The organism is Streptomyces sp. TRD_SC_5, assembly GCF_056836825.1.
The window spans coordinates 6,523,588-6,536,391 of record NZ_JBWZZS010000001.1 but is presented as its reverse complement, the minus strand read 5'-3'; the positions used below and the strand labels follow the sequence as shown (position 1 = coordinate 6,536,391).

The 12,804-nt window shown below is 71.7% G+C and carries 11 protein-coding genes; 3 read left to right on the top strand and 8 right to left on the bottom strand.

The window, feature by feature from the left end; genetic code table 11:
- Window positions 1-19: 19 nt before the first annotated feature.
- The 4 genes from AC1P0E_RS29875 to AC1P0E_RS29860 form a co-directional block, all read right to left on the bottom strand.
- Window positions 20-1,522 (bottom strand): SDR family NAD(P)-dependent oxidoreductase, encoded by a 1,503-nt coding sequence (locus tag AC1P0E_RS29875; protein WP_482745214.1) that lies wholly within the window; start codon window positions 1,520-1,522, stop codon window positions 20-22.
- A 143-nt stretch (window positions 1,523-1,665) separates the two neighbouring features.
- Window positions 1,666-2,883 (bottom strand): glucose-1-phosphate adenylyltransferase, encoded by a 1,218-nt coding sequence (gene glgC, locus AC1P0E_RS29870; protein ID WP_482745213.1) that lies wholly within the window; start codon window positions 2,881-2,883, stop codon window positions 1,666-1,668.
- 17 nt (window positions 2,884-2,900) lie between these two features.
- A complete protein-coding gene (gene glgA / locus AC1P0E_RS29865; protein WP_482745212.1) occupies window positions 2,901-4,067 on the bottom strand; it encodes a glycogen synthase in 1,167 nt (388 codons plus the stop codon).
- 35 nt (window positions 4,068-4,102) lie between these two features.
- Window positions 4,103-4,819, bottom strand: coding sequence for a (2Fe-2S)-binding protein (locus AC1P0E_RS29860; protein ID WP_482745211.1), 717 nt, complete (start codon window positions 4,817-4,819; stop codon window positions 4,103-4,105).
- Window positions 4,820-5,016: 197 nt separating this feature from the next.
- Here AC1P0E_RS29860 and AC1P0E_RS29855 point away from each other — a divergent pair, with 197 nt between their 5' ends.
- Window positions 5,017-6,039: a DMT family transporter gene (locus AC1P0E_RS29855; RefSeq protein ID WP_482745210.1), complete on the top strand. Its 1,023-nt coding sequence runs from the start codon at window positions 5,017-5,019 to the stop codon at window positions 6,037-6,039.
- Here AC1P0E_RS29855 and AC1P0E_RS29850 read toward each other — a convergent pair.
- Window positions 6,009-7,187: a transglycosylase family protein gene (locus tag AC1P0E_RS29850; RefSeq protein WP_482745209.1), complete on the bottom strand. Its 1,179-nt coding sequence runs from the start codon at window positions 7,185-7,187 to the stop codon at window positions 6,009-6,011. The genes AC1P0E_RS29855 and AC1P0E_RS29850 overlap by 31 nt on opposite strands.
- A gap of 283 nt (window positions 7,188-7,470) precedes the next feature.
- On the opposite strand from AC1P0E_RS29850, the gene gndA reads away from it, so the two are divergent.
- Complete coding sequence (gene gndA / locus AC1P0E_RS29845; RefSeq protein WP_482745208.1) at window positions 7,471-8,913, top strand: NADP-dependent phosphogluconate dehydrogenase; 1,443 nt, start codon at window positions 7,471-7,473, stop codon at window positions 8,911-8,913.
- Between the two features lie 472 nt (window positions 8,914-9,385).
- Here the strand turns inward: gndA and AC1P0E_RS29840 are convergent, their stop codons facing one another.
- Entirely contained in the window at window positions 9,386-10,036 is a 651-nt protein-coding gene (locus tag AC1P0E_RS29840) for an arylsulfatase (protein ID WP_482745207.1), read from the bottom strand.
- Between the two features lie 176 nt (window positions 10,037-10,212).
- Here AC1P0E_RS29840 and AC1P0E_RS29835 point away from each other — a divergent pair, with 176 nt between their 5' ends.
- Entirely contained in the window at window positions 10,213-11,289 is a 1,077-nt protein-coding gene (locus tag AC1P0E_RS29835; RefSeq protein WP_482745206.1) for an SDR family oxidoreductase, read from the top strand.
- A gap of 154 nt (window positions 11,290-11,443) precedes the next feature.
- Here AC1P0E_RS29835 and AC1P0E_RS29830 read toward each other — a convergent pair whose 3' ends face one another.
- The gene (locus AC1P0E_RS29830) at window positions 11,444-12,076 is read right to left on the bottom strand and encodes a DUF305 domain-containing protein (protein WP_482745205.1); all 633 of its coding nucleotides are present in this window, start codon (window positions 12,074-12,076) and stop codon (window positions 11,444-11,446) included.
- A gap of 89 nt (window positions 12,077-12,165) precedes the next feature.
- Window positions 12,166-12,597, bottom strand: coding sequence for a DUF6153 family protein (locus tag AC1P0E_RS29825; RefSeq protein WP_482745204.1), 432 nt, complete (start codon window positions 12,595-12,597; stop codon window positions 12,166-12,168).
- Window positions 12,598-12,804: the final 207 nt, after the last annotated feature.

The window sequence follows — 12,804 nt, the reverse complement described above, 5'->3', positions numbered from 1 at the left end:
CCGGACTTGTGTCCGCTTCCTACCAGTTCGCGGGGGCGTAGTCCTTGAGGAAGACGCCGAAGAGGTCTTCGCCGTCCTCACCGCGCACGATCGGGTCGTAGACGCGGGCCGCGCCGTCGATCAGGTCGAGCGGGGCGTGGAAGCCCTCCTCGGCGAGCCGGATCTTGTCCGGGTGCGGGCGCTCGTCGGTGATCCAGCCGGTGTCGACGGCGGTCATCAGAATGCCGTCGGCCTCCAGCATCTCCTGGGCGCTGGTACGGGTGAGCATGTTCAGCGCGGCCTTGGCCATGTTGGTGTGCGGGTGGCCCGCGCCCTTGTAGCCGCGGCTGAAGACGCCTTCCATCGCGGAGACGTTCACGACGTACTTGCGTTCGGCGGCGGCCGCGGCCATCGCCGGGCGCAGCCGGCTGATCAGGATGAACGGCGCCGTCGAGTTGCACAGCTGTACTTCGAGGAGCTCGACCGGGTCGACCTCGGAAACTGTCTGGATCCAGCTGTTGGTGTCGTCCAGGTCGGGTACGAGCCCGCCTGCGTCGATCGCCGTACCCGCCTCGATACGCGCGAGCGAGGCGGAACCCGTCACCAGCGCCAGGTCGGTGACCTGCTGGGCGGTGAGACCCTCGGGCCGGGCGGTGGGCAGGGAGAGCTGGGCTCCGGAGCCGAAGGCGCCGATGACCTCGGCGGTCGGGAGTTCACCGGCGGGCAGCGGGGCGGACTCGGCGCCGATCAGCTCGCTGTAGGCGCGCGGGGAGCGGCGTACGGTCTGCGCGGCGTTGTTGATCAGGATGTCGAGCGGGCCCTCGGCCGCGACCGAGTCGGCGAGCGCGACGACCTGGGCCGGGTCGCGCAGGTCGATGCCGACGATCTTGAGGCGGTGGATCCACTCGTCGCTGTCCGGCATCGCCTTGAAGCGGCGGATCGCGTCGTTCGGGAAGCGCGTGGTGATGGTGGTGTGGGCGCCGTCACGCAGCAGCCGCAGCGCGATGTACATGCCGATCTTGGCGCGGCCGCCGGTGAGGAGCGCGCGGCGGCCGGTCAGGTCGGTGCGGGCGTCGCGGCGGGCGCGGTTCTCGGCGGCGCACTTCTGGCACAGCTGGTGGTAGAACGCGTCGACCTCGACGTACCGGGTCTTGCAGATGTAGCAGGAGCGGGGGCGCTGGAGTATGCCCGCGATCTCGGCGGTGGCCGATGAGGACGGCAGGACGCCCTGCGTCTCGTCGTCGATGCGCTCGGCGGAGCCGGTGGCGGTGGCGTGGGTGACGGCCCGGTCGTGGGCGGTCTTGGCGGCACGGCGCTCCTGGCGGCGGCGCTGCTTCACGGTGCGGTAGATGCCGGCGGTGGCGCGGCGGACGGCGACGGCGTCGGGGTGGTCGACGTCCAGCTTGTCGAGCTCGTCGAGCACGCTCAGGCAGACGGCCATGCGGTCGGGGTCGATGCCGGGGCCGAACGCCTGGGTGTCCTGAGCGTCCTGGTCGTCCGGGATGTCGTCGTACGCCGCCGGACTGTCCTCTGTCACCGTCATTGCCGCTGCCGATCCTCTGTAGCTCGTGTTGCTGGGCCTCCCGCGTCCGGGCAGGCCGACGTACCGTGAACCGGCCGCCCGCACAAGTTTGCCACGCTGAACGAGTGACTGGCTCCGGCCGCTGCGCGGGGGCAGTGGCGGGGCTACGAGACCGGCTGGCCCTTGCCCAGGGCTATGACACCGTTCCTGGAGACCGTGTAGAGCTGCTCGTCACGCTCCGGGTTCACGCCGATCGTCGCCCCCGGCGGTACGTCGACGTTCTTGTCCAGGATCGAGCCCCGGACCACCGCTCCCCTGCCCACCCGCACGTTGTCGTGCAGCACCGACCCCTGCACCACCGCCCCCTCCTCCACAACCACCCCCGGCGACAGCACGGACCGGGTGACCTGGCCCCGGATCACGCACCCCGCGCTGACGATCGACTCGCCCGCTATGCCGCCGGACACGAAGCGGGCCGGGGGCAGCTGGCCGGGGTGGGTGTAGACCGGCCAGCGCCGGTTGTGCAGGCTGAACCGGGGGTGGCCGGAGATCAGATCCATATGGGCGTCGTAGTACGTGTCGAGCGTGCCGACGTCGCGCCAGTAGCCGTGCTCGTGCGGCGTCTCACCGGGCACGTGGTTGTCGTCGAAGTCGTAGACCTGCGCCACCCCGCGCTCGGTGAGCATGGGCAGGATCGACCCGCCCATGTCGTGCACCGACCGCTCGTCCTCGGCGTCCCGGTGCAGTGCGTCGACAAGTACCTTCGCCGTGAACATGTAGTTGCCCATGGAGGCGAAGACCCGGCGCGGGTCGCCCGGCAGACCCGGCGGATCGGCGGGCTTCTCCAGGAACCGCTCGATCCTCGTCCCGTCGGACGCCGGCGTGATGACTCCGAACGACGACGCCTCCGCGCGCGGCACCCGGATGCCGGCGACTGTCACCCCCGCACCGCTCTCGATGTGGCGTCCCAGCATCTGCCGGGGATCCATGCGGTAGACGTGGTCGGCCCCGAACACGGCGATGTAGTCGGGCTGTTCGTCGTGTACGAGATTGAGCGACTGGAGGATCGCGTCGGCGCTCCCCAGGTACCAGCGCGGGCCGAGCCGCTGCTGGGCGGGGACCGGGGTGACGTAGTTGCCCAGGAGGCTGGACATCCGCCAGGTGGTGGTCACATGGCGGTCCAGCGAGTGCGACTTGTACTGCGTCAGTACGCAGTTGCGCAGGATGTCGCCATTCACCAGGTTCGACAGGACGAAGTCGACGAGCCGGTACGTGCCGCCGAACGTCACCGCCGGTTTGGCCCGGTCGGCGGTCAGCGGCATCAGCCGCTTGCCCTCCCCGCCTGCCAGTACGATCCCGAGCACCGAAGGTCCACCGCGCATCTGCCGCCTCCTGCTCGCTACTTGGACTTGACTAGCTCCTCGTACACGTCGACCGTGCGGCGCGCCACGGCGTCCCAGCCGAACTCCCGCACCGCACGCTCACGGCCCGCCGCGCCCATCCGCATCGCGCTGTGCCGGTCGCCCGTCAGCCGGTTGACCGCATCGGCCAGGCCCGCCTCGAAGGCGCCGGGGTCCGACTCCTCGTACGGTACGAGCAGTCCGGTGCCGCCGTGCTCGACGACCTCGGGGATGCCGCCGACCGCCGAGGCCACGACGGGCGCACCGCACGCCATCGCCTCCAGATTGACGATGCCGAGCGGCTCGTACACCGACGGACACACGAACACCGCCGCGTGGGAGAGGAGTTGGATCACATCGGGGCGTGGCAGCATCCGTTCGATCCAGTGCACGCCGTCGCGCGCGCGGCGCAGCTCGTCGACGAGCTCGCGGAACTCCCGCTCGATCTCCGGGGTGTCGGGGGCGCCTGCGCACAGCACGAGCTGCGTGGCCGGGTCCAGGCGGCGCGCCGCGCGCAGCAGGTGGGGGACGCCCTTCTGCCGGGTGATCCGGCCCACGAAAAGGGCGTACGGGCGATCCTGGTCGATGCCGTGGCGCTCCAGCACGTCCGTCTGCGGGTCGGGCCGGTACAGCGAGGTGTTGATGCCGTTGTGCACGACGCGCACCCGGCCGTGGTCGAGCGCCGGATAGCTGCGCAGGATGTCGGCGCGCATGCCGCGCGAGACGGCGATGACGGCGTCGGCCGACTCGATCGCGGTGCGCTCGGCCCAGCCGGACAGGGTGTAGCCGCCGCCCAGCTGCTCGGCCTTCCAGGGGCGAAGGGGTTCCAGCGAGTGACAGGTCATGACGTGCGGGATGCCGTAGAGCAGCTTTCCCACATGGCCCGCGAGACTGGTGTACCAGGTGTGGGAGTGGACCAGGTCGCATCCGTCGAGAGCGGCGGCCATCGACAGGTCGACGGAGAAGGCGCGCAGGGCTTCGTTGGCGCCTCTGAGCGCGTCGTCGGGGCGGTGGCCGTGGACTGCGCCGTGGGCGTCACCGGCGCCCCAGCGGTGCACTTCGACCTCTGCGAGGGACCGTAACTCCCGGGCCAGGAACTCGACATGGACCCCGGCCCCGCCGTAGACGTCCGGCGGATACTCGCGAGTGAGAAGTCCCACCTTCATCGCGGCCCTCCCCCGTCGTCGTCTTCCCTTGATGGTCACTCAGATACGCGCTGTGCGGAAGACCGCTGCGGAGAGTGGTCGAATACGCAGTCGCCGCACAGGCCTGCGGACGGGCAACGGTAGTAGAGACAGCAGCTGCGGCGGCGGAAGGACGCGCCGTCGAGAGTGCCGGTGGAGCGCAGGTCAGGGTGGCGCAACAGCTCGGCGGCCAGCGCGAGGGCCCGCTCCCCCGCCTCCGGCCGGCCGTTCTTCCGTGCCCAGGCGTGGAGCTCCCGGGCGGCGCCGGCCAGCGCGGACCCCGCGTTGCCCCAGAGCAGCCGGCGCGAGATCCGGCCGTCGTGGCGGAGCGCGTCCGCGAGGGGCACGAGATGGCCGTACTGGACCACCTCGCGGATGCGCTCGGCGGTGGCGGGCAGCGGGCGCGGTGGCGCCGACAGCCACAGGTCGTGCGGCGAGGACAGGTCGGCGTCCCACCGCAGATCGTCCGGCGGGAGGTCGGGGAACTCGCCGTACAGCGCGGCCGGGCCCAGCGCGAGCGACCACAGCCGGGCGGCGAGCCCCAGATGCGCGACGGAGGCGGCCACTCTGCGCTCGGGCGCGCGCAGCCGGGCGGCGACCTTGTCGACGCGGAAGGTCAGTGGGGCCGTGTCACCCGCGTAGATCCGTGCGAGCGGTACGTGAGCACCCGCCACGGGGGGCCCGGTGCGCAGCGCGAAGAACCCGCCCACCGATGCCGCTTCCGCCAGGTCCATGTCCCCTGCCCTTCCCTCCACCGGGCAAGTCTCACACGCCGGTCCGGTGGGAGAGCGCCCTGCTTTCTCCACCCGTGGTAGGGGGAACACAGCCGGGAGGAGGACCTTGGTCATACCCCCGTACTACTTCGGCAGTACGTCCGAATGCCTGCTCAAGGACGACGACTCGAAGGCTTCGAAGAGACATCGTTGAGTGCATGAGTGCTCTAGCGATGTCCGTACTGCTGGCGCTGGTCTCCGCTGTCGCCTACGCGGCCGGGGCCATCGTCCAGGAGCGCGTCGCCTCCACGACCCCGGCCCGCCCGTACGCTCCGCTGCGCCACGGCGCGTGGTGGGCCGCGGTGGCGCTCAACGGGCTCGGCGCGCTGCTGCATGTCGGGGCGCTGGCGTACGGGCCGCTGAGTCTGGTCCAGCCGCTGGGCGCGCTGACCATCGTCTTCGCGCTGCCGATGGCTGCCGTGTTCGTACGTCGGCGGGCGGGCGCCGCCGCCTGGCGCGGCGCGATCATGGCGTCGGCCGGGCTCGCGGGGCTGCTGTCGCTCACCGGCACCGCCGACGCGCAGTCGCTGGACGGCGGCGAGCGCCTGGCGGTGGCACTGGTGACGTTCGGCGGGGTGGCGGTGCTGTTCCTCGCGGCGCAGCGGGTGCACCGTGCCGTCGTACGCAGCATCCTGCTGGCGACGGCGGCGGGTGCCGCGTTCGGCATCGCGTCGGTGTTCACCAAGCTGGTGGCCGTCGACTGGACGTCGTCGGGCGGCCTCGGCGGACTGACCGGGCAGCTGCCGAGCCTGCTGACGATCGCGGGGCTCGCGGCCGCCGGCATGATGCTCTCTCAGGCGTCCTACCGGGGCGCCGGTCTGGCCGCCCCACTGGCCACCGTCACTGTGACCAACCCGGTGGTCGCGGCCGCCGTGGGCATCACGCTCTTCGGCGAGCACTTCAGGTACGGCGCGACCGGCACGGCGCTGGCGCTGGGCTGCGGGGTCGTCGCGGCGGGCGGGCTGATCCTGCTGACGACGGAGCGGCTGGGGGCGCACGCCGAGCGGCAGCGCAAGCTGCCCGGCGTCCCGTCGCAGGCCCCGACGTCACCGGCACCGACGCCCACTTGGGCAGCCGCACCCGCACCGGCGCCCGTGTCACCGGCACTGCGGACGCGGGTTCGTCCTTCGAGGCCGCCGGGCTCGCGGACTCAGACTGTGACGCCGCCCGCCCTGAGGTAGGCCAGCGGGTCGATGTCCGAGCCGTATCCGGGCCCCGTACGCACCTCGAAGTGGAGGTGGGGGCCGGTGCTGTTGCCGGTGGAGCCGGAGCGGCCGATGCGCTGGCCGCCGCCGACCTTCTGGCCCTCGCGGACGGTGAGCGCCGAAAGGTGCGCGTACTGGCTGTACTTGCCGTCGGTGTGCTGGACGACGACCTGGTAGCCGTACGCCCCGCCCCAGCCGGCCGAGACGACCCGGCCGGGGGCGACGGCCTTCACGGCGGTACCGGTGGGCACGGGGAAGTCGACCCCGGTGTGGTAGCCCTTGGCCCAGGAGGAACCGGCCGCGCGGTAGGGCGTACTGGGGCCGGTCTCCACCGGGGCGGTGAGCCCCGGGGCTCGGGTCTCCTTCTTGGGCGGTCTGGTGACCGAGGCCCGTTCGGCTTCGGTCCCCTTGCCGGTCCGGGGCTTCGCCTTCGTACCCGGCTTGGATTTCGGCGCGCCGGCCAGAGCCAGCCTCTGTCCCGGCAGGATCAGGTCGGGGTCGCTGCCGACGGTCTCCCGATTCGCGGCGTACAGGCGCTGCCAGCCGCCCTTGACGTCCTCGGCGTCCGCGATGGTGGAGAGGGTGTCGCCGCCGGCGACGGTGTAGGTCTTCCCCTTCGCTCCGTCCTTGCCCTTGGCCGGGCCGGAGCCCTTGGCGTCGGGCGTGGCGGGAGCCGATGCCTTCTTGGGCTGCGTCGCCTTCCTGGGTGCGGCCTTCGGCCCGGTGCTGATGTCGGGCGCGTCGCCGCCGCGGGTCAGGCCGGCCCGTACGGAACACAGCGGCCAGGCCGTCGGCCCCTGTCCCTTGAGCACCTTTTCGGCCACGGCGATCTGCTGGTCCTTGGTGGCCAGGTCGGCGCGCGGGGCGTAGGCCGTACCGCCGTACGCCTGCCAGGTGGACTGCTTGAACTGCAGCCCGCCGTAATAGCCGTTGCCGGTGTTGATCTGCCAGTTGTTCGTCGACTCGCAGGCCGCGACCTTCTCCCAGACGTCCACCGAGGCGGCGTCGGCCGCTCCCGGCGCGACCAGCGGCAGGGCTATCCCGGCTCCGCCGGCCGTGACCGTCAGCGATGCACGGTTGATACGGCTCGGCTGGTACCGGCGGTGCCGACCGGATGCGGCCATGGCTCGTTCCCCCCACTCACGTCACGCGTAGGACACGTCACAATCGGCAAAAGTAGGGCCACCGTACGGCCCGTGACAAGGGTCCGTACGGTGAACTCACCTCTGCCGGTGGCATATTGACGGGTGGCCGGGCGCCGGCGTCGATGCGAGGAGGTTCCCGCGGGCACGGAGCTGTCCGTACCGCCGCCGAACGGGCCCGAATCGGGTCCGGGGCGGTGAACGGGCCGGGCCGTTGGTACGTATCCCTGCGCACGCAGACACGGACACCCCCAGGAGCTCACGCATGAGTGGTAAGGCCCAGATCGGTGTAACGGGGCTCGCGGTAATGGGCAGCAATCTCGCCCGTAACTTCGCACGCAATGGCTTCACGGTCGCGGTGCACAACCGCACGGCGGCCAGGACGCACGCCCTCGTCGAGGAATTCGGTGACGAGGGCACGTTCGTACCGGCCGAGAAGGCCGAGGACTTCGTGGCGGCTCTGGAGCGACCGCGCCGCCTGGTCGTCATGGTGAAGGCGGGCGACCCGACGGACGCGGTGATCCGGGAGTTCGCGCCGCTGCTGGAGCCCGGCGACGTCATCATCGACGGCGGCAACGCGCACTTCGAGGACACCAGGCGCCGCGAGAAGGAGATGCGGGAGCTCGGCGTTCACTTCGTCGGTACGGGCATCTCGGGCGGCGAGGAGGGTGCGCTGCACGGTCCGAGCATCATGCCGGGCGGGTCGGCGGAGTCGTACGAGTCACTGGGGCCGCTGCTGGAGAAGATCGCCGCGAAGGCCAAGGACGGCACCCCGTGTGTCACCCACATCGGTCCGGACGGGGCGGGCCACTTCGTCAAGATGGTCCACAACGGCATCGAGTACGCCGACATGCAGCTGATCGCCGAGGCGTACCACCTGCTGCGCGCCGTCGCGGGTTACAGCCCCGAGCAGATCTCACGGACGTTCCGCTCGTGGAACACCGGCCGCCTCGACTCGTACCTGATCGAGATCACCGCCGAGGTGCTGGCCCACATCGACGACGCCACCGACGAGCCCTTCGTCGATGTCGTCGCCGACGAGGCGGAGCAGAAGGGCACGGGGAGGTGGACGGTCCAGATCGCGCTCGACCTGGGTGTGCCGGTCTCGGGAATCGCGGAGGCGGTCTTCGCCCGCTCGGTGTCCGGCCACACCGATCTGCGGCAGGCGTCGCGCGGGCTGCCGGGGCCGACGGCGGCGCCGCTGGGCGAGGCCGAGGCGGCCGCCTTCGCCGACCAGGTGGAGCAGGCGCTCTACGCGTCCAAGCTCGTGTCGTACACGCAGGGCTTCCACCAGATCCGGGCCGGCGGTGAGAGGTACGACTGGGACATCGACCTGGGCGCGGTGGCCTCGATCTGGCGGGCGGGCTGCATCATCCGGGCGGCGTTCCTCGACCGGATCAGGGCCGCGTACGACGCCGAGCCCGGGCTGGTGAGCCTGCTCTCCGACAAGGGGTTCACCGAGGAGATCGGCGCGGCGCAGGACGACTGGCGCGCGGTGGTGGCGGCGGCCGCGTCGCAGGGCGTGCCGACGCCGGGCTTCTCGGCGGCGCTCGCGTACTACGACGCGCTGCGCGCGGAGCGGCTGCCCGCGGCCCTCACCCAGGGGCAGCGCGATTTCTTCGGGGCGCACACCTACCGGCGCACCGACCGCGAGGGCTCGTTCCACACCCTCTGGGGCGGTGACCGGTCGGAGGTGAGCACCGGCTGACCGGACTCACCGCTCGTCGGACTCACCGCTCGTCGGGCTGACGGCTGATCAGGCTCAGGCGGGCCCCGGCTGGGGCTCCGGGTCGGGTACGGGGTCGGGCCCCGGCGGCTTCGGGATCGGATCCGGCGCCGGGCCCGGCGGAACCGGCCCGGGACCGGGGGCCGGACGCGGGCCGGGGTCCGGGGCGGGGGCGGGACCTGGTTCCGGGCCCGGCGCGGGGCCGGGGCCTGGCAGGGGTCCCGGGTCCGGCAGCGGTCCCGGACCCGGACCGGGCCCGGGGGGCGGCGTCGGGGACGGCGGTACGGGATCTGGATACGGATGTGTCATGGCTGGCCGGCCTCCTGCCTGTCGCCGTCGGGTGACGGGATCAAGACCACTTTCTCCCCGTGCGGCTGCCCCCGCCCGCCGGGGCCACACATCAGTGACCGGGTGAACCGGAACGACGGGCACTGCCGACGGCCGCGCCACGGCCCTACCTCACGGCCGCCGCTGCCGCGCGCAGGCCCGGCGCCGGGCTGGAGAGCACGGGCACGGTGATGCGCGTACGGAAAGCGGCCTCCGCCATGGACGCTTGGGCCAGCACCACGACGTCCACCCCGGTGATGGTGTCGACGGCCTGCACGACGAGGTCCAGGTAGCCGTCCCGGTCACCGGCCTCAAAACGCTGCCAGGCGCCTTCGGCCGACACGGCGCGGATGGCGGCCGGCCGCCCCGCCGCGTCCGCCTCTTCCCGTATCAGGTCGCACGTCGGCCCGAAGGTGCTGTCCAGTGCGGCGACCACGGCGATGCGGACGGCCTCGCGCTCCGGTGCGGCGGCGACCGCGGCAGCCGCCATCGGGCGGTCCACGCGCAGCACGGGAACGCCGAGTCGCCCGGCGTACGCCTCAGCCGCCGCGCCGATGGTGGAGCAGGTGCACAGCACGGCGGTGACCCCGCCCCCGCCGACGGCCTCCGCGAGCACCGCGGCGATCGCGGAGTCCGCGGCGCCGGGCCCGCCGGAGCGGGCCAGGGCCAGCAGTTCCTCGTCGACCACGTGGCGCATTCGCAGGCCGGGATGTTCGCGGTCGCGCAGGGCGTCGAAGACCGGGACGTGGACCGGTGAGGTGTGGAGAAGGGTGAGCATGCGGCGATGCTAGACCGTGATCAATTGGCCGCGGCTGCCTTCGTCACACGGCGGTCCCGGGGCGACATGGCGCCATCCGAGCGGATGACACCCGGCCGAAGCCAGGCAGGCTCCGCACACGGGTACAGATGGAACAGGAGCACGTTTCCCCGCCGAAGCTGGAGAGAAGACGGTGCATGCGTGTGCGCGGGTCTGTGGTCGTGATCACCGGAGCGTCCAGTGGGATTGGCAGAGCCACTGCCGAGGCGTTCGCCCGTAAGGGCTGCACGGTGGTCCTGGCCGCACGCCGCGAAGAAGCTTTGGCGGCGCTGGCGCGGCACATCGAGGGCCGGTACAGAGCGGAAGCTCTCGCCGTGCCCACCGACGTCACCGACGCCAAAGCCATGGAGGACCTGGCCCAGCACGCGGTTCAGCGGTTCGGCCGCATCGACGTGTGGGTCAATGCGGCGGCGGTCACCCTGTTCGGTCCCTTTCAAGAGGTGCCCCTGGAGGATTTCCGCAAAGTGCTGGACGTCAATGTCATGGGGTACGTGCACGGTGCCCGGGCCGCCCTTCCGGTGATGCGCGAGCAGGGCGGAGGGACGCTGGTGAACGTCTCATCCGTGCTGGGCGTGGCGACTCAGCCGTACACCCACGCCTACTGCATGTCGAAGTACGCCGTCCGGGCCTTGAGCGCGAGCCTGCGTCAGGAGCTGCGGCTGGACGGAGCCAAGGACCTCCATGTATGCACCGTGCTACCGGCGACGATCGATACACCGCTGCTGGAACACGCCGCGAACTACACGGGCCGCAAGCCGGTTGCAGTGTCCCCGGTCTACACCCCCGAACGCGTCGCGCGGGCCATTGTGAAGCTGGCGAGGACGCCCCGGCGCGAAGTGGTCGTCGGGCCGATGGGCCGGCCCTTGGTACTGCTGTCACGGCTGACGCCAGGGTTCCTGGAGCGGGTGATGGTTCGTACGGCCGACAAGGCCCAGCTCTCCCGTACGGAACCCGATCCGGCCGGCCACGGCAACCTTCACGCACCGGCGCCCGGACCGGGGGTTGTCGGAGGCGGGTGGGGCGGACGACGACGCACGGCTGTGCGCCGACTCGCCGCGGCCGCGGTGCTGGCAGGTGTGATGGCCGGTGTGAGCCGATGTGTCCGGCGGGATGTCCCCGCTGCCGTGGCCGGTCCTCTTCGCCCTCGGCCTCGTGTGTGCCGCCGCCCTCTACGGACTGGACCGCACCGGCCGCCTCGCGCCGCCCGCGCCTGAGACGCGGACCGAGGCCGTCACCGTCCGAGCGAACGGTCCGATTACAGAGAGGCGGGCGTCAGCAGCGGGACCCCGCCGGCCCGGCCCGACGACGCGGGGCGGGGCGGGGCGGGCCGGCGGATCACTCCGCCGGCCCGCCCGGCCCCACAACGGCTCAGCTCTTGCCGAGCATCTTGTTCATCTGCTCGATCTCGGCCGTCTGCGCCTTGATGACCTCGCCGGCCAGCTTCTTGGCGGGGTCGTACTTCCCGTCCGCCTTCTCGGTCTTGGCCATCTCGACAGCGCCCTCGTGATGCTTGATCATCATCTCGGCGAACATCGTGTCGAAGTCGGCGCCCTCGACCTTCTCCAGATTCTCCATGTCGTCCTTGCTCATCATGCCGGGCATGGAGGACGACATGTCGTGGCCCATGTCGGACATGCCCCCGGGGACTTCCTCGCCCCACGACTCGAGCCAGCCGGACATGGTCTTGATCTCCGGGTCCTGGGCTCCCTTGATCTTCGTGGCCAGGGCCTTGGTCTCGGCGGACGAGGCCCGTGTGTCGGCCAGTTCGGCCATGTCGACCGCCTGGCGGTGGTGCTGGATCATCTCCTTGGCGAAGGAGACGTCGGCCGCGTTGTGGTCGCCGGCCTTCACGGAAGCGCTCGCGGACGGCGAAGAGCCGGACTCCCCCATGGAGCCCATGTCGTGCCCACCACCATCGCCACAGGCGGCCAGGACCAGGGCGGCCACTCCGGTGGCGGCGACGAGGGCGGTACGACGGATCAGCTTGTGGTGCGCGTTCATGCGGAAACTCCTCGGGTCGATCTGCGGAAGGGCATGGCGAAGCGCGAGACCGCGCCCGGAACGGGCGTTGCGGCGGCGCGTGGCCTGCCCTAGATCCGCAGGACCTGGAGCTCCGAGAGAGCGGGAGGCGACCGGCCTCCGGCGGGACCGCTGCCGAGGGCGGTGACCAGCCCCTCGGCGTGCGGGGCGTGACCGATCGCTGTCGGGACAAGGGCGGGAAACTCCAGCGGCCCGGCCAGAGCACCGGAGGCGCACGTCGGATCCGCGTGATGACCCGCGGGCCCGTCCTGCCCGCGCCCGTGCCCCTCGTGACCGCACTCGCCCGGCGCCTCCGTGGCGGCCGCGGCATGTGTGTTCACTGCCGTACGGACGTGCGCGTGCGCCTGCGTCTGCGCGTGCGCCCCGGCAGGTGCCAGGCCGAGACCGTGCATTCCCAGCAGCCCGACGAGAAGGCCGAAGACGAGCAGCCCGCGGAGCCGCAACAGGGGTTGCGGCTCCGCGGGCTGCTCGTTGTCCGACATCGGGCCCATCGTAGACATGCCCCTGGCAGCCGTGCCGGCCAGCCGCTCATCGATGCGCCCCTCCAGGCGTTCCATATACCCCGCCGGGGTATCGCGACAGCGCGGTCGTCGGCGGCTACCGTCAAATGTGCCGACCGGCGACGTGCGCACGTTCAAGTTCGAGCGCCGCCGAGGACAGTGGCTCGCAGCCGGCGTTCCGGGCTTCCG

Bases quoted from the DNA above. Each gene is read 5' to 3' on its own strand.
- AC1P0E_RS29875 (WP_482745214.1), bottom strand. From the start codon at position 1,522: ATGACGGTGACAGAGGACAGTCCGGCGGCGTACGACGACATCCCGGAC.
- glgC (WP_482745213.1), bottom strand. From the start codon at position 2,883: ATGCGCGGTGGACCTTCGGTGCTCGGGATCGTACTGGCAGGCGGGGAG.
- glgA (WP_482745212.1), bottom strand. From the start codon at position 4,067: ATGAAGGTGGGACTTCTCACTCGCGAGTATCCGCCGGACGTCTACGGC.
- AC1P0E_RS29860 (WP_482745211.1), bottom strand. From the start codon at position 4,819: ATGGACCTGGCGGAAGCGGCATCGGTGGGCGGGTTCTTCGCGCTGCGC.
- AC1P0E_RS29855 (WP_482745210.1), top strand. From the start codon at position 5,017: ATGAGTGCTCTAGCGATGTCCGTACTGCTGGCGCTGGTCTCCGCTGTC.
- AC1P0E_RS29850 (WP_482745209.1), bottom strand. From the start codon at position 7,187: ATGGCCGCATCCGGTCGGCACCGCCGGTACCAGCCGAGCCGTATCAAC.
- gndA (WP_482745208.1), top strand. From the start codon at position 7,471: ATGAGTGGTAAGGCCCAGATCGGTGTAACGGGGCTCGCGGTAATGGGC.
- AC1P0E_RS29840 (WP_482745207.1), bottom strand. From the start codon at position 10,036: ATGCTCACCCTTCTCCACACCTCACCGGTCCACGTCCCGGTCTTCGAC.
- AC1P0E_RS29835 (WP_482745206.1), top strand. From the start codon at position 10,213: ATGCGTGTGCGCGGGTCTGTGGTCGTGATCACCGGAGCGTCCAGTGGG.
- AC1P0E_RS29830 (WP_482745205.1), bottom strand. From the start codon at position 12,076: ATGAACGCGCACCACAAGCTGATCCGTCGTACCGCCCTCGTCGCCGCC.
- AC1P0E_RS29825 (WP_482745204.1), bottom strand. From the start codon at position 12,597: ATGTCGGACAACGAGCAGCCCGCGGAGCCGCAACCCCTGTTGCGGCTC.